This window comes from Enterobacter sp. IF2SW-B1 (genome assembly GCF_001743375.1).
GTDB classification, from domain to species: domain Bacteria; phylum Pseudomonadota; class Gammaproteobacteria; order Enterobacterales; family Enterobacteriaceae; genus Enterobacter; species Enterobacter bugandensis.
The window spans coordinates 855656-882030 of the sequence record NZ_MJAA01000001.1 but is presented as its reverse complement, the minus strand read 5'-3'; the positions used below and the strand labels follow the sequence as shown (position 1 = coordinate 882030).

The following is a 26375-nucleotide window of genomic DNA, read 5'->3' as shown; positions in this document are numbered from 1 at the left end:
CAGAATTCTTAAATCAGTAATATATGCCGCCGTTGCCACGGGATATCAAACAACGTGAAAGCAGCATAAAAGTGGGTCGTTAGCTCAGTTGGTAGAGCAGTTGACTTTTAATCAATTGGTCGCAGGTTCGAATCCTGCACGACCCACCAATTTTATTGGTGCCGAGTGATAATTCAGGCAACACCCGAATGGGTCGTTAGCTCAGTTGGTAGAGCAGTTGACTTTTAATCAATTGGTCGCAGGTTCGAATCCTGCACGACCCACCAGCCTGAATAAATTTGCAGCTCAGTTGGTAGAGCAGTTGACTTTTAATCAATTGGTCGCAGGTTCGAATCCTGCACGACCCACCAATGTAAAAAAGCGCCCTAAAGGCGCTTTTTTGCTATCTGCGATCTGGATGATTCGAACCTGCAGCAGGTTCGAGCCGAACGTAGTGAGGCACCGGAGCCGTTTACGGCGACGGCCCGAAGGGCGAGCGAAGCGAGTCATCCTGCACGACCCACCAGTGTAGAAAGGCGCCCTAAAGGCGCCTTTTTGCTATCTGCCGTACAACAAATGCTCCGCCCATCTATTCCCGGTGACTTTTCACTCCAGATTCGCTATCTTGTTTAGTATATAAAACACAATTGCCCTGCGTTTTGCTTTGTCAGGCAAAAGAAAGGCAATATTGTTAAGCCAGTAAAACGAGAAGCCATAATGAGCGTGATGTTCGATCCTGAAGCCGCAATCTATCCGTTTCCGCCAAAGCCTGTGCCATTAAGCCAGGATGAAAAACAATTCTACCGCGAGAAGATCAAACGGCTTCTCAAAGAGCGCGATGCGGTGATGGTGGCCCATTACTACACCGATCCGGAAATCCAGCAGCTGGCGGAAGAGACCGGGGGCTGTATTTCTGATTCACTGGAGATGGCCCGCTTCGGTGCAAAACATCCCGCTTCCACGCTGCTGGTTGCAGGCGTGCGCTTTATGGGCGAAACGGCAAAGATCCTCAGCCCGGAAAAAACCATTCTGATGCCGACGCTCAATGCGGAGTGTTCGCTCGATCTCGGCTGCCCGATTGACGAATTCTCCGCCTTCTGCGACGCCCATCCTGACCGGACCGTGGTTGTTTACGCCAACACCTCTGCGGCGGTAAAAGCGCGCGCAGACTGGGTGGTCACGTCGAGCATCGCCGTTGAGCTGATTGAGCATCTGGACAGCCTGGGTGAGAAAATTATCTGGGCCCCGGACCGCCATCTTGGCAATTACGTTCAGAAGCAGACCGGCGCTGACGTTCTCTGCTGGCAGGGCGCCTGCATTGTGCACGACGAATTCAAGACCCAGGCGCTGTCCCGTATGAAGGCGCTTTATCCTGACGCGGCCATTCTTGTTCATCCTGAATCACCGCAGTCGATTGTTGATATGGCCGATGCGGTTGGCTCAACCAGCCAGCTTATCAACGCGGCCAGGATGCTGCCGCACAAGCAGCTCATCGTCGCGACCGATCGCGGTATCTTCTATAAGATGCAGCAGGCCGTACCGGAGAAAGAGCTGCTGGAAGCCCCAACGGCAGGTGAGGGCGCGACGTGCCGCAGCTGCGCGCATTGCCCGTGGATGGCGATGAACGGCCTGAAGGCCATTGCCGAAGGGCTCGAGACAGGCGGTGCAGCGCATGAAATTCATGTGGATGCCGCTCTGCGTGAAGGTGCGTTAATTCCGCTTAACCGCATGCTGGATTTTGCGGCTACACTACGTACTTAATTCAAAAACGCCCTGGGGAAAAGATGGATTTTTTTAGCACGCAAAACATTCTGGTTCATATACCGATTGGTGCAGGTGGCTATGACCTGTCATGGATTGAAGCCGTAGGCACGCTGGCGGGGTTGCTGTGTATCTGGCTGGCAAGCCTGGAGAAGATCAGCAACTACGCGTTCGGGCTGATTAACGTCACGCTGTTTGCGATTATCTTCTTCCAGATCCAGCTTTACGCCAGCCTGCTTTTACAGCTGTTTTTCTTCGCCGCCAATATTTACGGCTGGTACGCCTGGTCCCGGCAGAACAGCCAGCAGGAGGCGGAGCTGCAGATCCGCTGGCTGCCCTTACCGAAAGCCATCGCCTGGTTTGTCGCCTGCGTCGTCGCCATTGGTTTGATGACCGTCTACATCAACCCGGTGTTTGCGTTCCTGACCCGCGTTGCCGTTTCGGTCATGTCCGCGATTGGCCTCAACGTGACGATGCCGGAGCTTCAGCCGGATGCCTTCCCGTTCTGGGATTCCTGCATGATGGTGCTGTCGATCGCGGCGATGGTGCTGATGACCCGTAAATACGTTGAGAACTGGCTGCTGTGGGTCATCATCAACGTCATCAGCGTGGTGATTTTTGCCCTTCAGGGCGTCTATGCCATGTCGCTGGAGTATCTGCTGCTGACCTTCATTGCCCTGAACGGCAGCCGGATGTGGATCAAGAGCGCGCGTGAGCGTGGCTCACACGCGCTTTCAAGCTAGTGGTGATGATGTGAATGGTCGGGCTGCGCCTCGTTAAGGTGGCAGTCCGGCCCGCTACAGGGCTGATACTCCATCTGGATGGTGGCGTGACCTATCTCATAGTGATGTTCAAGAAAGTGCTGGATGCGTTCAAGCAGCGCGTCGTGGTCGTGGGGCGGGATGACCTGGACGTGCAGCGTCATGACCGGCTTCTCGCCTACCAGCCAGACGTGCACGTGATGAACGTTACGCACTTCCGGGACAGTACGGCGCAGGTTTCGTTTCAGCTCGTCAATGTCCATTGATGCCGGCGCCCCTTCCAGCAGTTCATTGACGCTCTCCTTCAGCAGCCGCCAGGCGCTGCGCAAGACCAGACACGATACCAGCACGGAGAGAATGGGGTCGACAGGCGTCCAGCCGGTATAGAGGATCACCAGCGCGGCGACAATCGCCCCGACTGAGCCGAGCAAATCCCCCAGCACATGCAGAGCCGCAGCGCGAACGTTGAGGTTCTTTTCCCCGCTGCCGCGATGCAAAATCCAGAACGCCAGAATATTTGCCAGCAACCCCGCCACGGCAATCACCATCATTGTCGTCCCGGCGATGGGCTGCGGGTGCCTGAAACGCTGTACGGCCTCCCAGACGATAAGAACAGTAATAACCACCAGCGCGATGGCGTTAACAAACGCGGCAAGGGTGGTCAGCCTCAGCCAGCCGAAGGTATGACGCGCGTTGGGCGGGCGGCGAGCAAACTGCACCGCCAGCAGGGCGAAAAGCAGCGCTGCGGCATCGGTCAGCATATGTCCGGCATCAGCCAGCAGCGCCAGCGAGCCGGAAACCAGGCCGCCAATGACCTCGATAACCATAAACGTGGCCGTAACGCCAAAGGCCAGCATAAGTCGTTTTGCATTGTCGTTGCCGGGAGAAGATGGGTGTGAGTGGGTGTGCGCCATGTCTGCTTTCCTGATTCGTTATTATTTTAGTGTAGCGTTTTTAACAGGTTACTCCAAAAAGAAAGGAGAGCCTGGGCTCTCCTTTCACATTTGAAGCATCAAGAATTACTGGGTTGTGCCATCAGTTTTGGTATTGGCGTCGTTACCCACTTTGTCGTTCGGATCAGGACATTTGCCGTCCTTGCACATCGAGTTCTTATGAACCTCATCCGAGCTCATGTTGTCATGATTCATGGTGTCGGAAGCACTACCGTTCGGATGCAGCATAGTACCGCCGGTGTTGGTATTGCCGGTATTGATCTGGCTGTTATCGACATTATTCGGGGCGATATTCTGTTTCGCATCAGGCGCAACCTGGCCTGCCGCTGCTGCCGCATTGGCATCACCGTTGCTGTCTGAAGCACCCGTTTCTGCGGCCAGGACGCTGCCGCTGGCAAGGGTGAGTGTGGCAGTCAGGAAGAGGGTAGTCAGTTTTGTCATTTTCATGATGGTGCTCCTGTTCTTGTCGTTACGCTGGATAACATTCTCCAACAGTGCATCTTTTTAGAGGCGAAAGATTCCGCCTTACGGACTTACGTCAGTAGGGAATCGCGTTTAAGCGTTTAAAAATGGTTGTTACAGTTAAAAAGCTTAGGTTAGATCTCATTTTTCGCTATTTTGTGGCGATTTTTAGGCAAATTCCAGGAATTATCTGCGTGAAGTGTAAAACCGTGTTTACACTTCCTGGTCGACAAGATAGATTGAAAGGATTGCTTTCATTACTAAAGATATGGCAGAGCTGGAAAGAAGATGAATTATCAGAACGACGATTTACGCATTAAAGAGATCAATGAGTTATTACCTCCTGTAGCACTCCTTGAGAAATTCCCCGCCACTGAAAATGCCGCAAATACGGTTTCTCATGCTCGTAAAGCGATCCACAAGATCCTGAAAGGTAATGACGATCGTCTTCTGGTGGTGATTGGCCCGTGCTCCATTCACGATCCTGCCGCTGCGAAAGAGTATGCGGCGCGTCTGCTCACCCTGCGTGAAGAGTTAAAGGATGAGCTGGAAATCGTCATGCGCGTCTATTTTGAAAAACCGCGCACGACCGTGGGCTGGAAAGGGCTGATTAACGATCCGCACATGGATAACAGCTTCCAGATCAACGACGGCCTGCGCATTGCGCGCAAACTGCTGCTGGAGATCAACGACAGCGGCCTGCCTGCTGCCGGCGAGTTCCTGGATATGATTACGCCACAATACCTGGCAGACCTGATGAGCTGGGGCGCCATTGGTGCCCGTACCACTGAATCTCAGGTTCACCGCGAGCTGGCTTCCGGTCTCTCATGTCCGGTGGGCTTCAAAAACGGTACTGATGGCACCATCAAAGTGGCTATCGATGCCATCAACGCCGCGGGTGCGCCGCACTGCTTCCTGTCCGTGACCAAATGGGGTCACTCCGCCATCGTCAACACCAGCGGTAACGGTGATTGCCACATCATTCTGCGTGGCGGTAAAGAGCCAAACTACAGTGCAAAACACGTGGCAGAGGTGAAGGCCGGGCTGGAAAAAGCCGGGCTGCCACCGCAGGTGATGATCGACTTCAGCCACGCCAACTCCAGCAAGCAGTTCAAAAAGCAGATGGAAGTGGGGGCAGACGTCTGTCAGCAGATCGCTAACGGTGAGAAGGCGGTAATTGGGGTGATGATCGAAAGCCATCTGGTTGAAGGTAACCAGAACCTGGAAGGCAGCGAGCCGCTGGTGTATGGCAAAAGCGTCACCGATGCCTGCATTGGCTGGGACGATACCGATGCCATCCTGCGTCAGCTGGCGAATGCGGTAAAAGCGCGCCGCGGCTGAGTCCTCACGCACAAATAAAAAAGCGCGGAAGGCTCCGCGCTTTTTTTATGTCCGGCGAAAATTACTTCGCTTTACCCTGGTTCGCGACAGCCGCTGCTTTCGCTGCGATCTCGTCCGCGTTACCCAGGTAGTAATGTTTGATTGGCTTAAAGTTTTCGTCGAACTCATATACCAGCGGTACGCCAGTTGGGATGTTCAGTTCGAGGATCTCGTCTTCGCCCATGTCGTCCAGGTATTTCACCAGCGCGCGCAGGGAGTTACCGTGAGCAGCGATGATCACGCGCTCACCGCTTTTCAGGCGTGGCAGAATGGTTTCGTTCCAGTAAGGCACAACGCGGTCGATGGTCAGCGCCAGGCTCTCGGTAGTTGGCAGCTCAGCATCAGTCAGTTTCGCGTAGCGCGGGTCGTGGCCCGGATAGCGCTCGTCATCTTTGGTCAGCTCTGGTGGGGTGACCGCGAAGCCGCGACGCCACTGTTTAACCTGCTCGTCGCCGTATTTCTCAGCGGTTTCCGCTTTGTTCAGACCCTGCAGCGCACCGTAGTGACGCTCGTTCAGTTTCCAGGATTTCTCAACCGGCAGCCAGGCCTGATCCAGTTCGTCCAGCACGTTCCACAGGGTGTGGATGGCACGTTTCAGCACAGAGGTGTAAGCAAAATCAAAGCTGAAGCCTTCTTCCTTCAGCAGTTTACCTGCTGCTTTTGCTTCGCTTACGCCTTTCTCGGACAGATCAACGTCGTACCAACCGGTAAAGCGGTTTTCGTTGTTCCACTGGCTTTCGCCGTGACGCACCAGGACCAGCTTAGTAATAGCCATCTCTTACTCCTCAAGCATTTTTAGAATGATAACAATTCTCATTATATTGCTGTGGCCGTGCCAGCAGCAACGCTTAACCCTAACCATAGCGAAAATAGTCTCTGAGTGTAAGATGCTTGTGAATCCAGGGTTAGGATTTTGTCAGCGATCGGCGCTATTTTCAGCAAGACGCGCAGAAAAAAGCCCTCCGATGGGAGGGCTGGAAATCATTTCGGAATAAAATGGTATTCCGTCACGCTAATGTACTCTTCACCGGGGCGCAGCACGCAGTCCGGCTGCGGCCATCCAGGATGATTGGGGCTGTCCGGCAGGAACTCGCTCTCAAGCGCAAGTCCTTGCCAGTCGCTGTACTCATTGTGTTCGCGCGCCGTCGTGCCGCCGAGGTAGTTGCCCGAGTAGAATTGCAGGGCAGGGGCGGTGGTATACACCGTCATCTGCAGTTTCTCATCGCTGGACCAGACCTGTGCGGCAGGCTGCTTCACATCACCTTTGGCGTGCAGCAGGAACGCGTGATCGTAGCCTTTCACCTTGCGCTGATCGTCATCGCTCAGGAAATCCTGGGCGATAACTTTCGCGCTGCGGAAATCAAAGCTGGTCCCGCTCACCTCTTTCAGGCCCTGATACGGAATGCCCATCTCGTCAACCGGCAGATACGCGTCCGCCAGGATCTGCAGCTTGTGGTTACGCACGTCGCACTGGTTGCCGTCGAGATTGAAGTAGGCATGGTTAGTCAGGTTAACCGGACACGGCTTGTCGACCGTCGCACGGTATTCAATAGCGATACGGTTGTCGTCCGTCAGCGTAAAGCGCGCGGACGCGGTAAGGTTCCCCGGGAAGCCCTGATCGCCATCAAGCGAATCCAGCGAGAACAGCACTTCGCTGTCGTTTTGACGAACAATTTTCCAGCGGCGTTTATCAAACCCGTCCGGACCGCCGTGAAGCTGGTTCTCGCCCTGGCTTGGCAGCAGCGGGTACTGCACGCCGTCGAGCTCAAAACGGCTTTTCGCGATGCGGTTGGCATAGCGCCCGACGGACGCGCCCAGATAGGCAGACTGATTAACGTACTGCTCGGGCGAGGCGCAGCCGAGCAGGGTCTCGCGCACGCTGCCGTCCGGCATCGGTACGCGGGCAGAAAGCAGGGTCGCACCCCAGTCCATGAGCGTAACCACCATTCCCGCGCCGTTGCGCAGGGTTAACAGGCGGTACGGCAGACCATCCGGTGCGAGGGTAGGTGTTTCGTTTAGCACTGTCCGGCTCCTTGTGATGCTTTACATACATAGAACGTTTCTTTGATGCCCGTTTGCGCTTCGTACTGCTTCGCCACGGCGTCCTGGACGGCAGGGACCAGCTCTTCCGGCACCAGCGCGACGATGCAGCCGCCAAAGCCGCCGCCCGTCATGCGCACGCCGCCTTTATCGCCAATAACCGCTTTGACGATGTCCACCAGGGTGTCGATCTGCGGCACGGTGATTTCAAAATCATCGCGCATGGAGGCGTGAGATTCTGCCATCAGCTCACCCATGCGCTTCAGGTCGCCTTTCGCCAGCGCGGAGGCGGCTTCAACGGTACGGGCGTTTTCGGTCAGCACGTGGCGAACGCGTCTGGCGACGACAGGATCCAGCTCGTGCGCCACTTTGTTAAATTCATCGAGCGTTACGTCGCGCAGGGCAGGCTGCTGGAAAAAGCGCGCGCCGGTTTCACACTGTTCGCGGCGTGTGTTGTACTCGCTGCCCACCAGCGTGCGTTTAAAGTTACTGTTGATAATCACGACGGCCGCGCCTTTTGGCAGGGGAACGGCTTTGGTACCAAGCGAGCGGCAGTCGATCAGCAGCGCATGCTCTTTTTTGCCCAGCGCGGAGATCAGCTGGTCCATGATGCCGCAGTTGCAGCCCACGAACTGGTTTTCCGCTTCCTGACCGTTCAGGGCAATTTGCGCCCCGTCCAGCGGCAGATGATACAGCTGCTGGAAGACGGTTCCCACGGCCACTTCGAGCGAGGCCGACGAGCTTAAGCCCGCACCCTGCGGCACGTTGCCGCTGATGACTAAATCGGCGCCGCCGAAGTTCTTGTTGCGCTTCTGCAGATGCTTCACCACGCCGCGCACGTAGTTAGACCACTGCTGGCTGTCGTGCGTCACAATCGGGGCATCAAGGGAAAACTCGTCCGTCTCATTACCGTAATCCGCCGCAATGACGCGGACTTTACGGTCGTCGCGCTTCGCACAGCTGATAACCGTCTGGTAATCAATGGCGCACGGCAGCACGAAGCCGTCGTTGTAGTCGGTGTGCTCGCCGATCAGGTTGACGCGACCAGGCGCCTGAATTACGTGGGTGGCAGGGTAGCCAAATTTCTCAGCAAACAGGGATTGTGTTTTATCTTTCAGACTCATTTTTAGACTCCTGATTCGCGATAGTGGACGTCGCTGACGGCACGCAGACGCTCTGCCGCCTGTTCCGCCGTCAGGTCACGCTGGGTTTCCGCCAGCATTTCATAGCCCACCATAAATTTACGCACCGTTGCAGAGCGCAGCAGCGGCGGATAGAAATGGGCGTGCAGCTGCCAGTGCTGATTATCTTCGCCGTTAAACGGCGCGCCGTGCCAGCCCATGGAGTACGGGAAGGAGCACTGGAACAGGTTGTCGTAACGGCTGGTCAGCTTTTTCAGCGCCAGCGCCAGGTCGTCGCGCTGCGCGTCGCTGAGATCGGTAATGCGTTGAACGTGCGCTTTCGGCAGCAGCAGCGTCTCAAACGGCCAGGCGGCCCAGTAAGGCACGACCGCCAGCCAGTGTTCGGTTTCCACTACGGTACGGCTGCCGTCGGCCAGCTCGCGCTGGGTGTAGTCCACCAGCATGGGTGAGCCGTTTTCTGCGAAATAGTCCTTCTGCAGACGGTCTTCACGCTCGGCTTCGTTGGGCAGGAAGCTGTTCGCCCAGATCTGGCCGTGCGGATGCGGGTTAGAGCAGCCCATCGCCGCGCCTTTGTTTTCGAACACCTGCACCCACGGATAGCTCTGCCCCAGCTCAGCGGTTTGCGCCTGCCAGGTGCTGACCACCTCTTTCAGCGCGTCCACGCTCAGCTCCGGCAGCGTTTTGCTGTGATCGGGCGAGAAGCAGATCACGCGGCTGGTACCGCGCGCGCTTTCGCAGCGCATCAGCGGGTCGTGGCTCGCGGGGGCATCCGGGGTGTCGGTCATCAGGGCGGCAAAATCGTTGGTAAACACGAAGGTGCCTTTGTAGTCCGGGTTTTTATCCCCGGTCACGCGCGTGTTGCCCGGACAGAGGAAGCAATCCGGGTCGTGCTGCGGCAGCGTCTGTTTTGCAGGCGTCTCCTGCGCCCCCTGCCAGGGACGCTTGGCGCGATGCGGAGAGACCAAAATCCATTGCCCGCTTAGCGGGTTAAAACGACGATGCGGATGATCGACGGGATTAAACGAAGTCATGACGGATCCTTAGTCCGGATAACCCTGCGGGTGGCGTGACTGCCAGTGCCAGGTATCCTGTGCCATTTCATCAAGCGTGCGGGTGACACGCCAGTTAAGTTCTTTATCGGCTTTGGTGGCATCGGCCCAGTAAGCAGGCAGGTCGCCATCACGACGCGGAGCGAAGTGGTAGTTCACCGGCTTACCGCAGGCTTTGCTGAAGGCGTTAACCACGTCCAGCACGCTGCTGCCGACCCCGGCACCGAGGTTATAAATATGCACGCCCGGTTTGTCAGCCAGCTGCTGCATGGCTGCAACGTGGCCGTCTGCTAAATCCATCACGTGGATATAGTCACGCACGCCGGTGCCGTCTTCGGTGGGGTAGTCATTGCCAAAAATGGCCAGCGACTCGCGACGGCCTACTGCCACCTGGGCGATGTACGGCATCAGGTTGTTCGGAATGCCCTGCGGATCTTCACCCATATCGCCAGACGGATGGGCGCCGACCGGGTTGAAGTAGCGCAGCAATGCGATGCTCCACTCCGGCTGGGCTTTTTGCAGGTCGGTCAGGATCTGCTCTACCATCAGCTTGCTTTTGCCGTACGGGCTTTGCGGCGTACCGGTCGGGAAGCTTTCAACGTAAGGAATTTTTGGTTGATCGCCATAGACGGTGGCGGAGGAGCTAAAGATAAAGTTTTTGACGTTTGCCGCGCGCATGGCGGAGATCAGACGCAGGGTACCGTTGACGTTGTTGTCGTAATACTCAAGCGGTTTCGCAACGGATTCACCGACCGCTTTCAGCCCCGCGAAGTGGATCACCGCTTCGATGGCGTGGTCGTGAAGGATCTCGGTCATCAGCGCTTCGTTGCGGATGTCGCCTTCCACGAAAGTCGGCTGTTTACCGCCAAGACGTTCAATCACCGGCAGCACGCTGCGCTTACTATTGCACAGGTTGTCGAGGATGATCACATCGTGACCATTTTGCAGCAGCTGCACACAGGTATGACTTCCGATGTAACCGCTACCACCTGTTACCAGAACTCGCATAATTCGCTCCATTGGGCCTATGGTATGTAATAACCATAGCATAACAGAGACGCAAAAAGTGTGACATGGGATAAAATAGTGGAATCGTTTACACTCGTTTTCACACCCGCTTTTTCGATGACGTAGAGCATTCTAGATCAAAGAGATAGCGATGTATTGATGCAAGTTATCTGAAAAGAGGAGGGCGGTGCCCTCCGCGGTTAATCTACGTTGCTGAGAAGGTAGCGATAACCCTCGCCGTCCGCGACAAACTCGAGGCGGTGGGTGATGCAGGAGGGGGCATCTTCGGCATGGTGTGAAACGAACAGCAGCTGCGTTTCACCTTCGCTAATCAGCACGTCCACAAAGCGGCGGACCAGCTGTCGGTTAAGCGGATCCAGCCCCTGTAGCGGCTCGTCGAGGATCAGGAGCGTAGGGTGTTTTACCAGCGCGCGAACGATCAGTGCCAGGCGCTGCTGACCCCACGACAGGCTATGAAACGGCGCGTCAGCCACCCGGTTATCCATCCCCAGAATATCCAGCCACTGCTGGGCCAGCTTGTGCTGTTTATCTGACACCGCCTGATAAATGCCGATGGAATCAAAATAGCCGGAAAGGATCACGTTGCGTACCGTGGTACTGACCCGGTAATCCAGATGCAGGCTGCTGCTAACGTAGCCAATGTGCTTTTTGATATCCCAGATGGTTTCGCCGCTGCCGCGACGGCGGCCAAACAGCGTCAGATCGTTACTGTAGCCCTGCGGGTGATCGCCGGTTATCAGGCTCAGTAGCGTGGATTTCCCCGCGCCGTTGGGACCGACGATCTGCCAGTGTTCGCCAGGATTAACCGTCCAACTGAGGTGATTCAGGATCGGTCGTTCGTCATAGGAGACTACGCCATCGCGCAGGACGATAAGCGGCTGCCTGGGATCGAGACCGTGGCGTGCTGCCGGCGCGTCGGGATCCGGCAGCGCAATGCCCGCCAGCTTTTCGCTGTGCGCAAGCTGGGCAATCAGCGCCTGTCGGAGCAGCGCGGATTTTTCTCCGGTTTCGATCAGGCTACAGTCTGCCAGCACGCCCACGTTTAGCACGAAGTCAGGAATTTCATCAAAGCGGTTCAGCACCAGTACGATCGTATAGCCTTCCTGATTCAGAGAGTCCAGCAGGGCAGCCAGCTGGGCGCGGGAGTGGACATCCAGCCCGTCAAAGGGCTCATCCAGAATCAGCAGCTCCGGCTGGCTCATTAACGCCTGGCACAGCAGCGTTTTCCGCGTCTCGCCGGTAGAGAGGTACTTAAAGCGCCGGTTCAGCAGCGCGGAAATGCCAAACTGTTCCGCCAGATGCTGACAGCGGGCGGGATCTTTCACCTCATCCTGAATAATTTCCGCCGCCGTGCGGCCGGTATCTTCTTCGCCAGGACTGAGTAAATCGGTATTGTTGCGCTGCCACTCGTCGCTGACCAGCTTCTGCAGCTGTTCAAAGGACAGGCGCGTCAGGCGCGTGAAATCGCTCCGGCATTCGCCTTTGAGAAGGGTAAGCTCTCCGGCCAGCGCGCGGGCCAGCGCGGATTTACCGCTGCCGTTAGTGCCGACAAACGCCCAGCTTTCACCCGCGCGTATTGTCAGATCGGCAATCGTCAGCGTTCGGGTATCGCTAAGACGAAACGTACCTTGCGAAATATGCAATGATGACATGATGTATCCCATTTTTTGCAGCAATTGATATCAGGGATACGCACTGTCGTCACGATTGTCAATGCGCTCAGCACAATGTGGCGATAATCACCCGGTCCGCGTTGAAATATGCGGTGACGACAGCACCTTCTTCTAAATCGCTCGCCTCGCTGAGCGGGACCGTGGCGCAAAGCGCCTGTCCGTCTGCCAGGGGCATCAGCACTTCGCACTGCTCCTTGCCGCGTTCGATATGGCTGATGGTGCCCCGTAGCTGGTTATCAGCCGCCTTTGCCTTGTCCGGGTCGCGTGTGATCTTGACCCAAGGTGCTTTCAGCAACACCAGCACCTCTTTACCTTCATCCAGGTCAAGGCCCTCTGCGCTCTGGGCCGTTATCGCCGCTTTCAGACGGGTGACACCATCGGCAAGCAGGATCTCAACATGCTGCTGTACCTGGAGATTATCGCGCGCCGTCACCGTACCAAACCACTGGTTGCGGGCGCTGGTCTGCAACGAGAAGCGGGAAATGGCGGCCAGCAAGCTGTCCAGCGGAACGTTGTCGTCGTCACTCAACACATCGAACGCTTTTTGCTGAATCTGGCCCAGGAGATCGTAGAGCTGAATCAGGCGCAGGCCGTAGCGTGTGACAACAGCACCTCCACCGCCTTTGCCCCCTGTGGCTCTGTCCACCAGCGGATTCTCGCTCAGGGTGTTCATGTCATTGATGGCATCCCAGGCGCTTTTATAGCTAATCCCGGCGTTCTTAGCGCCCTGGCTAATTGAGCCGGTTTGTTCTATCTGTTTAAGAAGGGCAATACGTCGGGGATCGGCGAAAAGCTTTTGCTGAAGTCGGAGAGTAAGAAGAATTTCGGCCTGCATAACAGTGTCCTGGCAAAAAGAATATTGTGACCCAAATGGTGCAGGGCGCAAAGGGCACCGCACAAAAGGGGATGTTTTTCTTACTTTTCAGGGTAGAATAGGCCATTCACAAAATCTGGAGAAAACCATGTTAGAGTTGTTGAAAAGTCTGGTATTCGCCGTGATCATGGTACCAGTAGTGATGGCCATCATCCTCGGTGCCATCTACGGCCTGGGTGAAGTGTTCAACATCTTTTCGAATATCGGTCACAGAGACCGTGCGAAAAAGCAGCATTAATTTCCCACAAAACGCCCGGCTTGCCCGGGCGTTTTGCTCTCAAGCTTTTCTTACTTTCGCCGATATTATTTAACGTAACACACCGTGTTACCCCTTGAGCGGTACGAATTACCGCTGGGATCTCCCTGACGATACCGTTATATTAATATGTATATAACGCTACTCACAGGAGTTACAGATGGCACGTTCATGGGTACGCCTTTTCGCAGGGGCAACGCTGACGCTTTCACTTACCGGACACGCGCTGGCGGACGAAGGTAAAATCACGGTCTTTGCGGCGGCGTCGTTGACCAACGCGCTGCAGGATATTGCGGCGGCGTATAAAAAAGAGAAAGACGTCGAGGTAGTCTCCTCTTTTGCCTCTTCCTCTACGCTGGCACGGCAGATAGAAGCGGGCGCTCCGGCAGATATGTTTATCTCTGCTGACCAGAAGTGGATGGACTACGCGGTGGAGAAGAAATCGATTGATGCGGCGACCCGCGAAACGCTGCTGGGCAATAGCCTGGTTGTGGTTGCACCGAAGGCCAGCGTGCAGGGTGAAATCACCATCAACAAAGAGACAAACTGGACCCGCCTGCTGAACGGTGGCCGTTTGGCGGTGGGTGACCCGGAACACGTTCCGGCCGGGATTTACGCCAAAGAAGCGCTGCAAAAGCTGGGCGCGTGGGAGACCCTGTCACCAAAACTGGCCCCGGCGGAAGATGTGCGCGGCGCGCTGGCGCTGGTGGAGCGTAACGAAGCTCCGCTGGGCATTGTGTATGGTTCCGATGCCGTTGCCAGCAAGGGCGTAAAAGTGGTTGGCACCTTCCCGGAAGACTCCCACAAGAAAGTGGAATATCCTGTGGCGATTGTTGATGGACATAAAAATGCGACCGTAACGGCCTTCCGCGATTATCTGAAGGGGCCGGAGGCGTCCGCAATCTTTAAACGTTATGGATTTACGACTCACTGATGATACTGACCGATCCTGAATGGCAGGCTGTTCTGCTGAGCCTTAAAGTCTCTTCCCTGGCGGTTGCGCTGAGTTTGCCCTTTGGGATCTTTTTTGCCTGGCTACTGGTTCGCTGTCGGTTCCCCGGCAAAGCGCTGCTCGACAGCGTCCTTCATCTTCCCCTGGTTTTACCGCCCGTGGTGGTCGGTTATCTGCTGCTGATATCGATGGGGCGACGCGGTTTTATCGGCGAAAAGCTTTACGACTGGTTCGGAATCACCTTTGCCTTTAGCTGGCGCGGTGCGGTACTGGCGGCGGCGGTGATGTCATTCCCGCTGATGGTCAGAGCGATCCGCCTCGCGCTGGAAGGCGTGGATATGAAGCTCGAACAGGCAGCCCGCACGCTCGGTGCCGGGCGCTGGCGCGTCTTTTTTACCATCACGCTTCCGCTTACGCTGCCGGGCATCATTGTCGGGACGGTGCTGGCGTTCGCCCGCTCGCTGGGCGAGTTTGGTGCGACCATCACGTTTGTGTCGAACATTCCCGGCGAGACGCGGACCATCCCATCGGCCATGTATACCCTGATTCAGACGCCAGGGGGAGAGAGTGCCGCAGCGCGGCTGTGTATCATCTCTATCGTATTAGCCCTGGTTTCGCTGCTGGTTTCTGAATGGCTGGCACGGCTAAGTCGCGAACGGATGGGGAAATAACGATGCTGGAACTGAATTTCACCCAGACGCTGGGAAACCATACTCTGACGCTTAACGAGACGCTGCCTGCAAGCGGCATCACCGCCGTCTTCGGCGTGTCGGGCGCGGGTAAAACGTCTCTGATTAACGCCATCAGCGGCCTGACCCGCCCGCAGTCAGGGCGCATTGTCCTGAACAACCGCGTCCTGAATGACGTGGAGAACAAGATTTACCTTTCGCCGGATAAACGCCGCATCGGCTATGTTTTTCAGGACGCGCGCTTGTTCCCGCACTACAGCGTGCGCGGCAACCTGCGCTACGGCATGGCGAAAAGCATGGCCGGGCAGTTTGATAAGCTGGTGACGCTTTTAGGCATTGAACCCCTGCTCGACAGGCTGCCGTCCTCGCTCTCCGGCGGGGAGAAACAGCGTGTGGCTATAGGCCGCGCGTTGCTGACCGCCCCCGAACTGCTGCTGCTCGACGAGCCGCTGGCTTCGCTGGATATACCGCGTAAGCGCGAGCTTTTGCCTTACCTGCAGCGTCTGACCCGCGAAATTAATATTCCGATGCTCTACGTCAGCCATTCGCTGGATGAGATCCTCCATCTGGCCGACAAAGTGCTGGTGCTGGAAGAGGGCAGCGTGAAGGCCTACGGCAACCTGGAAGAGGTGTGGGGCAGTAGCGTGATGCACCCCTGGTTACCCAGGGAGCAGCAGAGCAGCATCCTGAAGGTGAGCGTTCTGGAGCATCACCCACACTACGCGATGACCGCCCTGGCGCTGGGCGACCAGCATCTTTGGGTCAATAAGATCGACAAACCATTACAGTCCGCGCTGCGGATCCGCATCCAGGCGTCGGACGTCTCGCTGGTGCTGCAGCCGCCGCTGCAAACCAGTATTCGAAATATTCTGCGCGCCAAAGTGGCGGAATGTTTTGATGATAACGGGCAGGTAGAGGTGAAGCTCGACGTGGGCAGCAGGACGCTCTGGGCGCGCATCAGCCCGTGGGCCAGGGATGAGTTAGCAATCAAGCCCGGCCTGTGGCTTTACGCGCAAATCAAGAGCGTTTCGATCACCGCCTGATTACAGCAGGTGGGTATAGATGTACTGCGCGATGCTATCGGTGGTGTTGTCGCCAATCACCACGTTAGCGCGCGCTTTTACCGCGTCGTCGGCATTGCCCATCGCCACGCCCGTGCCGACGGCTTCCAGCATGCTGATGTCGTTGTAGTTGTCGCCGAAGGCGATCGCGTCCTGCATTGACCAGCCCTGCGATTCCACGTACTGCGTCAGGCGCTTGCCTTTGCTGTTGCCTTTGCGGGCAATATCCACCTGATCGTGCCAGGACCATTCGCACTCCAGCCCCAGCGTGTCCTCGACGTGTTTCGCGAAGGTATTCAGTTTGGTGGTGTCTTCATCCGTCAGGGCAAACTTCCAGATAGCCTCAACGTCCTGGGCCGCCTGACGCAGAGAGGAAACCTGGGTAAAGACCGGACGCTGCGCTTCTGGCAGGGACAACGCCCAGTTGCTGGTGCGTACCACATGGCCGGTTGGGCGCTCGTACACCATCGCGTTATCCACATACATCAGGCCGTGAACGTTATGCTCATCCAGCAGATCGATCAGCTGCAGCGCCTGGGGAACCGGCAGCGGGTCGGAGGCTAAAACCTTTTTTGCCTGATAATCATACAAATAAGTGCCATTACAACAAATTGCAGGTGTATCCAGCGCCAGTGCCTGATAAAAAGGATGAATGGCAACGTGATGTCGACCCGTTACGATAAGGAGTTGATATCCCACTTCCTGCGCGCGTTTAAGCGCTTCAAGGGAGGAGGGGAGCAGGGTTTTCTGAGGGGTAAGTAATGTTCCGTCTAAATCCAGTGCAATCACACGCGAGGTCATTTGTTCTTCCGGGTTAATGTTGAATTTTAGGTCTCAGGGGATGTTACACCGAGAGTAAATCGCTGCAAAATTCCTGGCTAAAATTCAGCATTCACCGTTAAAAATAATCACTTTCACGTGCAGTGAGGAAAGGAGTATTCATGAAACAAACCGTTTATACCGCCAGTCCTGAAAGTCAGCAGATCCACGTCTGGCGCTTGAATGCAGAAGGTTCGCTCACGCTGGTTCAGGTTGTTGATGTGCCGGGCCAGGTGCAACCGATGGTCGTCAGCCCGGATAAACGTTTCTTATACGTGGGTGTGCGCCCGGAGTTTCGCGTGCTGGCCTACCGCATCTCTCCTGACGACGGCGCGCTGACCTACACCGCTGAAGCGCCACTGCCAGGCAGTCCAACCCACATCTCGACCGATCGTAAAGGCCGCTTCATTTTTAGCGGTTCTTACAATGCCGGTTGCGTCAGCGTGACCCGTCTTGACGATGGTACTCCGGTAGAAACTGTCGACGTGGTGGAAGGGCTGGAAGGCTGCCATTCGGCGAATATCTCCCCGGACAACCGCACGCTGTGGGTGCCTGCGCTGAAGCAGGATCGAATCTGCCTGTTCACCCTGAGCGACGATGGTCACCTGGTGGCGCAGAATCCTGCTGAAGTCACCACCGTTGAGGGCGCAGGTCCTCGCCATATGGTATTCCACCCGAACCAGCAGTATGCCTACGTCGTTAACGAACTGAACAGCTCGGTGGACGTATGGGAGCTGAAAGATCCAAACGGCCAGATTGAGTGCGTGCAGACGCTGGATATGATGCCATCTGACTTCTCTGACACTCGCTGGGCGGCAGATATTCACATCACGCCGGATGGTCGTCATCTCTACGCCTGCGACCGCACCTCCAGCCTGATAACCGTCTTCAGCGTCTCCGAAGATGGCAGCGTGCTGGCTATTGAGGGCTTCCAGCCAACGGAAACCCAGCCGCGCGGCTTTAATATCGATCACAGCGGTAAATACCTGATTGCGGCGGGGCAGAAATCCCATCACATCGCGCTGTATGAAATCAAAGGCGAGCAGGGCCTGCTGGAAGAGAAAGGACGCTACGCTGTAGGCCAGGGGCCAATGTGGGTGGTGGTTAACGCGCACTAAGCGGCTTAAAACAAAAAACCTCGCGAATGCGAGGTTTTTTTATGCCCGGTGGTAGCCGGGTGAGCACATCAAAACGTAACCAACAGGGCTATCATAATGTCGACTCAAGGCGATGTAAATTCATCGTCAACGAACAAAGGAGAACACGGAATGATCAGTGAATAGTATATAAATAATAATCAGACACTTAAGTGCTTTTGCTTTATAAATTCCTAAATTGGTTTTAACTGTTTTTATGTACAGTAGTGATTTGATATCATTCTGTGCGTTGGTTCGATGTGTTGCAGTTCCGCAATTCAGGATCCTTTTTAAGTCCTGGCTGTCGGGTGGTGCCGACGGTGCCTAAACTGCGGAGCACATCAAAACATAACCAACACACCTCTGGTGACAGGCAGCGGAAAGGTAAACCAGAGGAGAAGTGTTCTATACCAAAGGAGTGGCGTATGAGCGGTGTGGAATGGGCAATTCTGTTCCTGCAACTCATGGTTGCGATTATGCAACTATTGGATGCGTATCTTAAGTTTGGAGCCTGACGCATTCAGTCGCAGTAAAAAGGGGGATTAAACTCCCCCTTTTACTCTCATCTCGTTACTGCTTCGGCTCAGCAACCACGTTGCTGCCCAGACCGCGGTTGTTGTATTCCCACATGCGGTTGAAGTTCGCGTCGTTCAGGTTGCGCTGCACGTTTCCTTTATCGTCCACCGCACCGGTGTTGCCGGAGAACGGACGTTTGGAGACAGCCGCATCAGCCCACGGCTTCGCCACGTTAAAGCCTTCGTTGATCACGCTGTCGCGGATAACGACCTGGCCGTTGGTCGCAGAGTCCACGTCCAGGGAGCGGCCCAGCTGCGCCACGCCGTCACCGGCCGCGTTAAAGCGGCTGTTCACGGCCAGGAAGCCGTAAAACAGGTTAGACTGGGTTGCCGGAGCAAACACATAGCCTTCCTGCTGGGTACGGGAATTCACCACGCGGAAATCGGTGTTATCAAACACCACCGCGCCGCGACCGGACACCAGATCCACGTCACCTTCAACGTAGCTGTTGGTCACCAGCGTACGGGTCAGCCGGTTGTTCTGCAGCGTGTTCTGTACGCCGCTGTTGGTCACGAAGAAGGTGTTCTGACGGCCCAGAATATTGACGTTGTTAATCTGCACCTTATCGCCGTCGCTACGCAGCGCAACGGCCTGGTGGTTACCGGCATCCACGCTGTCACCCAGGGTATTCTGAATGGTCAGGTTCTGCAGTTGCAGGCCATTATTCTGCGACCAGAACACCGCCGAGCACATCACGCCAACGGTGGCGGAACGCTTGCTCTGGCAGTTATCAAACATATACCACGCCGGTTTGCCCGGCATATATTTGCCTGCCGGGTTCACCAGGTGACGCCAGGCGGTGCTGTCGATTTCGGAATCAATCGCCAGGCCAATTTTTACGTCGATGGCTTTTTCACCCAGACCGTAAATCGTAATGCTGCCAGGAGCCGCCGGAACATACACGGTGCCTTCGTATTCACCCGGCAGGATCGCGATGTACTGGCGAGACGCGCTGTGTTTAGTGATTGCCGCGTCAACCGCTGCCTGGATAGTGGTATGCGTTACGCCCTGCGCGCCAGCCGGGCCAACAACGAAGTCAGGCTGTTTAGGCAGGTTAATAGAAGACGGTGTCCACGGCGCGGCGTTAGGATCCATCGCCGAGAAGTAATGGGCGCGGTCGAAATTCTTCGCTTCATCCGCGGACAAAATCGGGCGGGAGGCGGTACCGGGCGCTACCTGCTCAGAAGGACGCTGATCCGGTGGTGTAGAACTGCATGCGGATAATGTCACGCCAAAGGCGAGCGCTAACGCCAGACGGGAAATCCTGGAAATGTTCAAGGTGAAGCTCCTGGGTATGCAAGTCTTTACGGGATAGACGAAATAGCCTGCTTTTTTATACTAAGTTGAGCGAAACGGGAAGATAAAAAGGGTAAAAGTTGCATTTTTTGCCCGGAGGTGACGGGAAAGTCATCACAAATAAATAACATTTTCCCTCAAGGCGGTTGACAGCAGACGATGGATGCAAATAAATGTCTATACAACCCATGACAAGTGGAATGCCCATGCAGCTTCAACCTGACGATGTTATATGGCGAAATGCGCGCCTGGCAACAATGGTTCCCGATACATCCGCGCCTTATGGCCTGAAAGAGCAGCACGCGCTGGTCGTGCGTGGCCAAACTATCCTTGGCGTGCTTCCTGAATCTGACCTTCCTTCCGGACACCGTCACGTCATCGATCTTGAGGGACGTCTGGTCACGCCTGGCCTGATTGACTGCCATACCCATCTGGTATTTGGCGGCGACCGCGCGGCGGAGTGGGAACAGCGTCTGAACGGCGTCTCTTACCAGACCATCAGCGCTCAGGGGGGCGGGATTAACGCCACCGTGACGGCAACGCGCAGCAGTTCCCTGGAAACCCTGCTGAAACTTGCGCAGCAGCGGCTCCAGCGTCTGATGAATGAAGGTGTAACGACCGTTGAAATCAAATCGGGATACGGACTCAACGCCGAGGCCGAAGAGAAGATGCTGCAGATTGCCCGCCAGCTGAGCCTCGATAATCCGATCGATATCAGCCCAACGCTGCTGGCGGCCCATGCGGTTCCGCCGGAATACCGACAGGATCCGGATGCGTACCTCGCGCTGGTTTGCGAGCAGATCCTGCCCACGCTGTGGCAAAAAGAGTTATATGAAGCAGTAGACGTGTTTTGTGAAAACGTCGGCTTTACCCCGTCGCAAACCGAGCGCCTCTTCCAGGCCGCCGCCGCGCTCGGTATCCCGGTGAAAGGGCATGTTGAACAGCTGTCGAATCAGGGCGGAGCGGCGCTGGTCAGCCAATATAACGGACTGTCGGCCGATCATATCGAATATCTCGACGACGCGGGCGTTCAGGCGATGGCGCAAAGCGGTACGGTTGCGGTACTGCTCCCCGGCGCGTTCTATTTTCTGCAGGAACGCCAGCGTCCGCCGGTTGATCAGCTCAGAAAACGTGGTGTGCCGATGGCCGTCGCCACCGACTATAACCCCGGCACCAGCCCGTTTGCCAGCCTGCACCTGGCGATGAATATGGCCTGCGTCCAGTTTGGCCTGACGCCCGAAGAGGCCTGGGCTGGCGTCACGCGCCATGCGGCGCAGGCGCTGGGCCGCGGCGCAACGCACGGGCAGCTGCAGTCGGGGTTTGTCGCTGATTTTATCGTCTGGGATGCTCACCATCCTGTAGAGATGGTCTACGAGCCGGGACGCAATCCGCTGTATCAACGTATTTTCCGTGGGGAGGCAGTATGAAGTTATGGCGGCCCGTCGCCGAAACGGTCTGGCAGGGGCGAGACGACAGCGCCGAAGCCAGCAATGCAACGCGCATTTTCCAGACGATACAACAGCAGGCGCAGTTCACGCCGCTTTCATCCGGCATCGCGCTGATAGGATTTGAATGCGATGCAGGGGTTAAACGCAATCAGGGCAGGCCCGGCGCCGCGCAGGCCCCTGACATTCTGCGCAAAGCGCTGGCGAATATGGCAAGCCATCAGGGACACGAACGGCTGGCGGATATGGGCTCGGTGTACGTTGAAAGCGATGAGCTTGAACCCGCGCAGCGGGCGTTAAGCGATGCCGTGATGGCCTGCCAGCAGTCCGGGATGCGCACGCTGGTGTTTGGCGGTGGGCATGAAACCGCCTGGGCGCATGGACGGGGTGTTCTGGATGCGTTCCCCGGCGAGCGCGTAGCGGTGATAAACCTGGATGCGCATCTCGACCTGCGCAAGGCCGACCGGGCGACGTCCGGTACGCCGTTTCGTCAGCTGGCTCAATACTGCGATGAATACGGGCGCGAGTTTCGCTACGCCTGCTTTGGCGTCAGCCGCGCGGCGAACACCCAGGCACTGTGGGATGAGGCCGAACGCCTGAACGTCACGCTGGTGGAGGATCTTCATTTCAGACGCGAGGCATTATCGGCGCTGGAAAAGGTGCTGGCACAGGCCGATCGTGTCTATCTGACAATCGATCTGGATGTCCTGCCCGCGGGCGAAATGCCTGCCGTTTCCGCCCCTGCGGCGTTAGGCGTCCCGGCAATGGATCTAATGCCGGTTATTGAACAAATCTGCCGCAGCGGTAAGCTGCAGGCCGCCGATCTGGTAGAGTTTAACCCGCAGTACGATCGGGACGGACAGGGAGCAAAGCTCGCTGCCCGTCTGGCCTGGCAAATTGCTCACTGGTGGGCATAACACTATTAAAGGAGTCACGATGTTTTCACGCTCACCCCTGCCGCAACCGAGCCCGCCCGCGCCTTTCTATGAAAAGGTGAAGCAGGCGATCAGCGAAAAAATCGCCACCGGCGTCTGGCGCCCGCACGATCGCATTCCGTCGGAGGCCGAGCTGGTGGCGCAGTTCGGTTTTAGCCGGATGACCGTCAACCGGGCGCTGCGCGAGCTCACCGACGAAGGACTTCTGGTGCGCCTGCAGGGCGTGGGGACGTTTGTGGCGGAACCGAAAGGGCAATCTGCCCTGTTTGAAATCCGCAGCATTGCCGATGAGATAACCTCGCGTAATCATCAGCACCGCTGCGAAGTGCTGGTGCTGGAAGAGACCCAGGCCAGCGCCGAGCAGGCCGTTGAGCTAAATGTCAAAGAGGGTAGCCGCATCTTCCACTCTGTGATGGTGCATTTTGAAAACGACATTCCGGTGCAGATTGAAGATCGCTGCGTCAACGCAGAGCGGATACCGGAATACCTGAACCAGGATTACACCCACACCACGCCGCACGCGTATCTCTCGCTCGTTGCACCGCTCACGGAAGGGGAGCACATTGTGGAGGCCGTACGCGCGACGCCGCAGGAGTGCGAGCTGTTGCGCATTAAAGAACACGATCCGTGCCTGCTGATCCGCCGTCGTACCTGGTCATCATCGCATATCGTGTCGCATGCCCGACTGCTTTTCCCGGGGAACCGTTACCGGCTTCAGGGCCACTTTATGTCATAAGTTTTATAAGCGTGATCGCTAACGCAATATAACAAAATTGTATCTTTTTTGTTAAATCCGACCTTGTGTGTGCTTGTCTATACAAGTATATCTAAATGCATCATCTGTCCCTTATGAGGAGCACACAATGTCGTCAGGTAAATACCGCCAGCAGGACGTCCGCGCCGCGCGCGGCACCACGCTTACTGCCAAAAGCTGGCTCACCGAAGCCCCGCTGCGCATGTTGATGAACAACCTTGATCCTGAGGTGGCGGAAAACCCCCACGAACTGGTGGTCTACGGCGGCATAGGCCGTGCCGCACGCAACTGGGAATGCTATGACGCAATTGTAAAATCCCTGACCGAACTCGAACACGACGAAACCCTGCTGGTGCAGTCCGGCAAGCCGGTTGGCGTATTTAAAACCCATAAGAACGCGCCGCGCGTGCTGATCGCCAACTCTAACCTCGTGCCGCACTGGGCCACCTGGGAACACTTCAACGAGCTGGACGCGAAAGGGCTGGCGATGTATGGCCAGATGACCGCCGGGAGCTGGATCTACATCGGCAGCCAGGGGATTGTGCAGGGCACCTACGAAACCTTCGTGGAAGCGGGGCGTCAGCACTATAACGGCTCGCTGAAGGGCCGCTGGGTGCTTACCGCCGGTCTGGGCGGGATGGGTGGCGCGCAGCCGCTGGCCGCCACGCTGGCTGGCGCGTGCTCGCTGAACATTGAATGCCAGCAGAGCCGCATTGATTTCCGTCTGCGTACCCGTTACGTCGACGAACAGGCCGAGAATCTTGATGACGCGCTGGCGCGCATCAAAAAATACACGTCCGAAGGCAAAGCGGTGTCGATTGCCCTGTGCGGCAACGCGGCGGATATTCTGCCGGAGCTGGTTGCCCGCGGCGTGCGTCCGGATCTCGTTACCGACCAGACCAGCGCCCATGACCCGCTGCACGGTTACCTGCCAAAAGGCTGGACGTGGGAAGACTACCAGCAAAAAGCGGAAACCGACCCTGAAGGCACGGTACTGGCGGCTAAGCGTTCGATGGCGGAACACGTCTCCGCGATGCTGGCCTTCAGCCAGTTGGGCATTCCAACCTTTGACTACGGCAACAACATCCGCCAGATGGCGAAAGAGATGGGCGTGAATAACGCCTTCGACTTCCCCGGCTTCGTGCCTGCCTATATCCGTCCGCTGTTCTGCCGCGGCATTGGCCCGTTCCGCTGGGTGGCCTTGTCCGGCGATCCGCAGGATATCTACAAAACCGACGCCAAAGTGAAGGAGATCGTCGCCGACGACGAACACCTGCACCACTGGCTGGATATGGCTCGCGAACGCATCAGCTTCCAGGGCTTGCCGGCGCGCATCTGCTGGGTAGGGCTGGAGTGGCGGCAAAAGCTGGGTCTGGCCTTCAACGAAATGGTGCGCAGCGGTGAAGTCTCCGCGCCGATCGTCATTGGCCGCGACCATCTGGACTCCGGCTCCGTCGCCAGCCCAAACCGTGAAACCGAAGCCATGCGCGACGGATCTGACGCGGTCTCCGACTGGCCATTACTTAATGCCCTGCTGAATACCGCCAGCGGCGCCACCTGGGTCTCTCTGCACCACGGCGGCGGCGTCGGGATGGGCTTCTCCCAGCACTCAGGGATGGTCATCGTCTGTGACGGAACCGATGAAGCGGCCGCGCGCATCGCCCGCGTGCTGCACAACGACCCGGCAACCGGCGTGATGCGTCACGCGGATGCGGGTTACGAGATTGCCATTGACTGTGCCAAAGAGCAGGGACTGAACCTGCCGATGATCCCTGCCACACAAGGAAAGCATGCATGAACGCGTTAACACTCACTCCCGGCTCGCTGACGCTCAAACAGCTGCGTAACGTCTGGCGCCAGCCGGTCACCCTTTCACTTGATGAAAGCGCCCACGCCGCGATAAACGACAGCGTCGCCTGCGTAGAAGCGATTGTTGCCGAAGGGCGCACCGCCTACGGGATTAACACCGGCTTTGGCCTGCTGGCGCAGACCCGCATCGCCACGCACGATCTGGAAAACTTACAGCGTTCGCTGGTGCTGTCGCACGCGGCGGGCGTCGGCCAGCCGCTGGACGATGAGATTGTCCGTCTGATGATGGTGCTCAAAATCAATAGCCTGGCGCGCGGTTTCTCGGGCATTCGCCTGAGCGTGATCCAGGCGCTGATGGCCCTGGTGAATGCAGAAGTCTATCCGTGGATCCCGGCAAAAGGTTCCGTCGGTGCCTCCGGCGATCTCGCCCCGCTGGCGCACATGTCGCTGCTGCTGCTGGGTGAGGGCAAAGCGCGCTGGCAGGGCGAGTGGCTCCCTGCGAAAGAAGCGCTGGCAAAAGCCGGCTTAACGCCAATCACCCTCGCGGCAAAAGAGGGGCTGGCGCTGCTCAACGGCACGCAGGCGTCGACGGCCTTTGCGCTGCGCGGCCTGTTTGAAGCGGAAGATCTCTTTGCCTCGGCGGTGGTGTGCGGTGCGCTGACCACCGAGGCGGTGCTCGGCTCGCGTCGTCCGTTTGACGCGCGTATTCACGCGGTGCGCGGCCAGCGCGGGCAGATTGATGCCGCCGCCATGTACCGCCACGTGCTTACCGACACGAGTGAGATTGCGGATTCACACCATAACTGCGAGAAGGTGCAGGATCCGTATTCCCTGCGTTGTCAGCCGCAGGTGATGGGCGCGTGCCTGACGCAGTTGCGCCAGGCGGCGGAAGTGTTGCTGGTGGAGGCCAACGCGGTCTCCGACAACCCGCTGGTGTTCGCCGAGGAAAACGAGGTGGTCTCCGGGGGCAACTTCCACGCCGAGCCGGTGGCGATGGCGGCGGATAATATCGCGCTGGCGATTGCAGAAGTCGGGGCGTTGTCCGAGCGCCGTATCGCGCTGATGATGGATAAACACATGTCCCAGCTGCCACCGTTCCTGGTGCGTAACGGTGGGGTTAACTCAGGCTTTATGATCGCTCAGGTGACGGCCGCAGCGCTGGCAAGCGAAAACAAAGCGCTGTCGCACCCGCAGAGCGTGGACAGCCTGCCAACCTCGGCGAACCAGGAAGATCACGTGTCGATGGCCCCGGCGGCCGGGCGTCGTCTGTGGGAGATGGCCTCCAACACCCGCGGCGTGCTGGCGGTGGAGTGGCTGGCGGCGTGTCAGGGTATCGATCTGCGCGAAGGGCTTAAATCCAGCCCGCTGCTGGAGCAGGCGCGCCATGTGCTGCGCGAGCACGTCACGCATTACGATGATGACCGCTTCTTTGCGCCGGATATTGATAAGGCGATGCAGCTTCTGGAAAAGGGACGCCTTGTAGGACTGCTACCTTCGGTGCTGTGATGTTTTGCCCGGTGGCGCTGCGCTTACCGGGCCTACGA

25 protein-coding genes, 2 tRNA genes and 1 other RNA gene are annotated in these 26375 nt (G+C 57.1%); 17 read left to right on the top strand and 11 right to left on the bottom strand.

The window, feature by feature from the left end; translation table 11 throughout:
- The first annotated feature begins 73 nt into the window (after positions 1 to 73).
- The 5 genes from A6013_RS04325 (at position 74) to pnuC (ending at position 2483) form a co-directional block, all read left to right on the top strand.
- Positions 74 to 149 (top strand) — tRNA-Lys (locus A6013_RS04325).
- Positions 150 to 190: 41 nt separating this feature from the next.
- Positions 191 to 266, top strand: a tRNA-Lys gene (locus tag A6013_RS04320).
- Between the two features lie 110 nt (positions 267 to 376).
- Positions 377 to 505: non-coding RNA, RtT sRNA (locus tag A6013_RS04310), on the top strand.
- 191 nt (positions 506 to 696) lie between these two features.
- The gene (nadA, locus tag A6013_RS04305; protein WP_069732618.1) at positions 697 to 1740 is read left to right on the top strand and encodes a quinolinate synthase NadA; all 1044 of its coding nucleotides are present in this window, start codon (positions 697 to 699) and stop codon (positions 1738 to 1740) included.
- Positions 1741 to 1763: 23 nt separating this feature from the next.
- Positions 1764 to 2483 (top strand): nicotinamide riboside transporter PnuC, encoded by a 720-nt coding sequence (pnuC, locus tag A6013_RS04300; RefSeq protein WP_028012391.1) that lies wholly within the window; start codon positions 1764 to 1766, stop codon positions 2481 to 2483.
- Here pnuC and zitB read toward each other — a convergent pair.
- Positions 2480 to 3415, bottom strand: coding sequence for a CDF family zinc transporter ZitB (gene zitB / locus A6013_RS04295; protein WP_028012392.1), 936 nt, complete (start codon positions 3413 to 3415; stop codon positions 2480 to 2482). The two genes, pnuC and zitB, sit on opposite strands and share 4 nt — an antisense overlap.
- Before the next feature lie 105 nt (positions 3416 to 3520).
- On the bottom strand, positions 3521 to 3901 hold the full coding sequence (locus tag A6013_RS04290) for a protein YbgS (protein ID WP_045259933.1): 381 nt from the start codon (positions 3899 to 3901) through the stop codon (positions 3521 to 3523).
- Between the two features lie 303 nt (positions 3902 to 4204).
- On the opposite strand from A6013_RS04290, the gene aroG reads away from it, so the two are divergent.
- On the top strand, positions 4205 to 5257 hold the full coding sequence (gene aroG, locus A6013_RS04285; RefSeq protein ID WP_028012394.1) for a 3-deoxy-7-phosphoheptulonate synthase AroG: 1053 nt from the start codon (positions 4205 to 4207) through the stop codon (positions 5255 to 5257).
- Between the two features lie 61 nt (positions 5258 to 5318).
- Here the strand turns inward: aroG and gpmA are convergent, their stop codons facing one another.
- From gpmA to modE, 7 genes are all read right to left on the bottom strand, one after another.
- A complete protein-coding gene (gpmA, locus tag A6013_RS04280) occupies positions 5319 to 6071 on the bottom strand; it encodes a 2,3-diphosphoglycerate-dependent phosphoglycerate mutase (RefSeq protein ID WP_069732617.1) in 753 nt (250 codons plus the stop codon).
- A 206-nt stretch (positions 6072 to 6277) separates the two neighbouring features.
- Positions 6278 to 7318, bottom strand: a complete 1041-nt coding sequence (gene galM / locus A6013_RS04275; RefSeq protein WP_069732616.1) for a galactose-1-epimerase — start codon at positions 7316 to 7318, stop codon at positions 6278 to 6280.
- A complete protein-coding gene (gene galK / locus A6013_RS04270; RefSeq protein ID WP_028012396.1) occupies positions 7312 to 8460 on the bottom strand; it encodes a galactokinase in 1149 nt (382 codons plus the stop codon). Before galK ends, galM begins: the two co-directional genes overlap by 7 nt.
- 2 nt (positions 8461 to 8462) lie before the next feature.
- Positions 8463 to 9509, bottom strand: coding sequence for a galactose-1-phosphate uridylyltransferase (gene galT, locus A6013_RS04265; RefSeq protein WP_045630843.1), 1047 nt, complete (start codon positions 9507 to 9509; stop codon positions 8463 to 8465).
- A gap of 9 nt (positions 9510 to 9518) precedes the next feature.
- Positions 9519 to 10535 (bottom strand): UDP-glucose 4-epimerase GalE, encoded by a 1017-nt coding sequence (gene galE, locus A6013_RS04260; RefSeq protein ID WP_041910754.1) that lies wholly within the window; start codon positions 10533 to 10535, stop codon positions 9519 to 9521.
- 200 nt (positions 10536 to 10735) lie between these two features.
- Positions 10736 to 12208 (bottom strand): molybdate ABC transporter ATP-binding protein ModF, encoded by a 1473-nt coding sequence (modF, locus tag A6013_RS04255; protein ID WP_069732615.1) that lies wholly within the window; start codon positions 12206 to 12208, stop codon positions 10736 to 10738.
- 67 nt (positions 12209 to 12275) lie between these two features.
- On the bottom strand, positions 12276 to 13064 hold the full coding sequence (modE, locus tag A6013_RS04250) for a molybdenum-dependent transcriptional regulator (protein WP_069732614.1): 789 nt from the start codon (positions 13062 to 13064) through the stop codon (positions 12276 to 12278).
- Positions 13065 to 13191: 127 nt separating this feature from the next.
- Between modE and A6013_RS04245 the strand changes: the two genes are divergently transcribed.
- The 4 genes from A6013_RS04245 to modC all read left to right on the top strand — a co-directional run bounded on the left by A6013_RS04245 (position 13192) and on the right by modC (position 16043).
- Entirely contained in the window at positions 13192 to 13341 is a 150-nt protein-coding gene (locus tag A6013_RS04245; RefSeq protein ID WP_041910751.1) for an AcrZ family multidrug efflux pump-associated protein, read from the top strand.
- A gap of 178 nt (positions 13342 to 13519) precedes the next feature.
- Entirely contained in the window at positions 13520 to 14293 is a 774-nt protein-coding gene (gene modA, locus A6013_RS04240) for a molybdate ABC transporter substrate-binding protein (protein ID WP_069732613.1), read from the top strand.
- A complete protein-coding gene (modB, locus tag A6013_RS04235; RefSeq protein WP_041910749.1) occupies positions 14293 to 14982 on the top strand; it encodes a molybdate ABC transporter permease subunit in 690 nt (229 codons plus the stop codon). Before modA ends, modB begins: the two co-directional genes overlap by 1 nt.
- A gap of 2 nt (positions 14983 to 14984) precedes the next feature.
- A complete protein-coding gene (gene modC, locus A6013_RS04230; RefSeq protein WP_069732612.1) occupies positions 14985 to 16043 on the top strand; it encodes a molybdenum ABC transporter ATP-binding protein ModC in 1059 nt (352 codons plus the stop codon).
- Here the strand turns inward: modC and A6013_RS04225 are convergent, their stop codons facing one another.
- The gene (locus A6013_RS04225; RefSeq protein WP_045259940.1) at positions 16044 to 16862 is read right to left on the bottom strand and encodes a pyridoxal phosphatase; all 819 of its coding nucleotides are present in this window, start codon (positions 16860 to 16862) and stop codon (positions 16044 to 16046) included.
- Between the two features lie 140 nt (positions 16863 to 17002).
- Between A6013_RS04225 and pgl the strand changes: the two genes are divergently transcribed.
- The gene (gene pgl, locus A6013_RS04220) at positions 17003 to 17998 is read left to right on the top strand and encodes a 6-phosphogluconolactonase (RefSeq protein WP_069732611.1); all 996 of its coding nucleotides are present in this window, start codon (positions 17003 to 17005) and stop codon (positions 17996 to 17998) included.
- A gap of 443 nt (positions 17999 to 18441) precedes the next feature.
- Positions 18442 to 18531: a type I toxin-antitoxin system toxin TisB gene (gene tisB / locus A6013_RS27765; RefSeq protein ID WP_023332440.1), complete on the top strand. Its 90-nt coding sequence runs from the start codon at positions 18442 to 18444 to the stop codon at positions 18529 to 18531.
- 55 nt (positions 18532 to 18586) lie between these two features.
- On the opposite strand, the gene A6013_RS04210 is transcribed toward tisB, so the two are convergent.
- Positions 18587 to 19870, bottom strand: coding sequence for a putative acyl-CoA thioester hydrolase (locus tag A6013_RS04210; protein WP_069732610.1), 1284 nt, complete (start codon positions 19868 to 19870; stop codon positions 18587 to 18589).
- A 224-nt stretch (positions 19871 to 20094) separates the two neighbouring features.
- Here A6013_RS04210 and hutI point away from each other — a divergent pair, with 224 nt between their 5' ends.
- From hutI to hutH, 5 genes are all read left to right on the top strand, one after another.
- Positions 20095 to 21315, top strand: a complete 1221-nt coding sequence (hutI, locus tag A6013_RS04205; protein WP_069732609.1) for an imidazolonepropionase — start codon at positions 20095 to 20097, stop codon at positions 21313 to 21315.
- A complete protein-coding gene (gene hutG / locus A6013_RS04200) occupies positions 21312 to 22250 on the top strand; it encodes a formimidoylglutamase (RefSeq protein WP_069732608.1) in 939 nt (312 codons plus the stop codon). The genes hutI and hutG overlap by 4 nt, the downstream gene beginning before the upstream one ends.
- Before the next feature lie 19 nt (positions 22251 to 22269).
- Positions 22270 to 23004, top strand: coding sequence for a histidine utilization repressor (locus A6013_RS04195; RefSeq protein WP_047367758.1), 735 nt, complete (start codon positions 22270 to 22272; stop codon positions 23002 to 23004).
- A gap of 127 nt (positions 23005 to 23131) precedes the next feature.
- Positions 23132 to 24820: a urocanate hydratase gene (hutU, locus tag A6013_RS04190; RefSeq protein WP_028012410.1), complete on the top strand. Its 1689-nt coding sequence runs from the start codon at positions 23132 to 23134 to the stop codon at positions 24818 to 24820.
- Positions 24817 to 26337 carry a histidine ammonia-lyase gene (gene hutH, locus A6013_RS04185; RefSeq protein ID WP_069732607.1) on the top strand — a complete coding sequence of 507 codons (1521 nt, stop codon included), beginning with the start codon at positions 24817 to 24819 and terminating at the stop codon, positions 26335 to 26337. The genes hutU and hutH overlap by 4 nt, the downstream gene beginning before the upstream one ends.
- Positions 26338 to 26375: the final 38 nt, after the last annotated feature.

Coding starts and splice junctions, on each gene's coding strand:
- nadA (WP_069732618.1), top strand. CDS start 697: ATGAGCGTGATGTTCGATCCTGAAGCCGCAATCTATCCGTTTCCGCCA.
- pnuC (WP_028012391.1), top strand. CDS start 1,764: ATGGATTTTTTTAGCACGCAAAACATTCTGGTTCATATACCGATTGGT.
- zitB (WP_028012392.1), bottom strand. CDS start 3,415: ATGGCGCACACCCACTCACACCCATCTTCTCCCGGCAACGACAATGCA.
- A6013_RS04290 (WP_045259933.1), bottom strand. CDS start 3,901: ATGAAAATGACAAAACTGACTACCCTCTTCCTGACTGCCACACTCACC.
- aroG (WP_028012394.1), top strand. CDS start 4,205: ATGAATTATCAGAACGACGATTTACGCATTAAAGAGATCAATGAGTTA.
- gpmA (WP_069732617.1), bottom strand. CDS start 6,071: ATGGCTATTACTAAGCTGGTCCTGGTGCGTCACGGCGAAAGCCAGTGG.
- galK (WP_028012396.1), bottom strand. CDS start 8,460: ATGAGTCTGAAAGATAAAACACAATCCCTGTTTGCTGAGAAATTTGGC.
- galT (WP_045630843.1), bottom strand. CDS start 9,509: ATGACTTCGTTTAATCCCGTCGATCATCCGCATCGTCGTTTTAACCCG.
- galE (WP_041910754.1), bottom strand. CDS start 10,535: ATGCGAGTTCTGGTAACAGGTGGTAGCGGTTACATCGGAAGTCATACC.
- modF (WP_069732615.1), bottom strand. CDS start 12,208: ATGTCATCATTGCATATTTCGCAAGGTACGTTTCGTCTTAGCGATACC.
- modE (WP_069732614.1), bottom strand. CDS start 13,064: ATGCAGGCCGAAATTCTTCTTACTCTCCGACTTCAGCAAAAGCTTTTC.
- A6013_RS04245 (WP_041910751.1), top strand. CDS start 13,192: ATGTTAGAGTTGTTGAAAAGTCTGGTATTCGCCGTGATCATGGTACCA.
- modA (WP_069732613.1), top strand. CDS start 13,520: ATGGCACGTTCATGGGTACGCCTTTTCGCAGGGGCAACGCTGACGCTT.
- modB (WP_041910749.1), top strand. CDS start 14,293: ATGATACTGACCGATCCTGAATGGCAGGCTGTTCTGCTGAGCCTTAAA.
- modC (WP_069732612.1), top strand. CDS start 14,985: ATGCTGGAACTGAATTTCACCCAGACGCTGGGAAACCATACTCTGACG.
- A6013_RS04225 (WP_045259940.1), bottom strand. CDS start 16,862: ATGACCTCGCGTGTGATTGCACTGGATTTAGACGGAACATTACTTACC.
- pgl (WP_069732611.1), top strand. CDS start 17,003: ATGAAACAAACCGTTTATACCGCCAGTCCTGAAAGTCAGCAGATCCAC.
- tisB (WP_023332440.1), top strand. CDS start 18,442: ATGAGCGGTGTGGAATGGGCAATTCTGTTCCTGCAACTCATGGTTGCG.
- hutI (WP_069732609.1), top strand. CDS start 20,095: ATGCAGCTTCAACCTGACGATGTTATATGGCGAAATGCGCGCCTGGCA.
- hutG (WP_069732608.1), top strand. CDS start 21,312: ATGAAGTTATGGCGGCCCGTCGCCGAAACGGTCTGGCAGGGGCGAGAC.
- A6013_RS04195 (WP_047367758.1), top strand. CDS start 22,270: ATGTTTTCACGCTCACCCCTGCCGCAACCGAGCCCGCCCGCGCCTTTC.
- hutU (WP_028012410.1), top strand. CDS start 23,132: ATGTCGTCAGGTAAATACCGCCAGCAGGACGTCCGCGCCGCGCGCGGC.
- hutH (WP_069732607.1), top strand. CDS start 24,817: ATGAACGCGTTAACACTCACTCCCGGCTCGCTGACGCTCAAACAGCTG.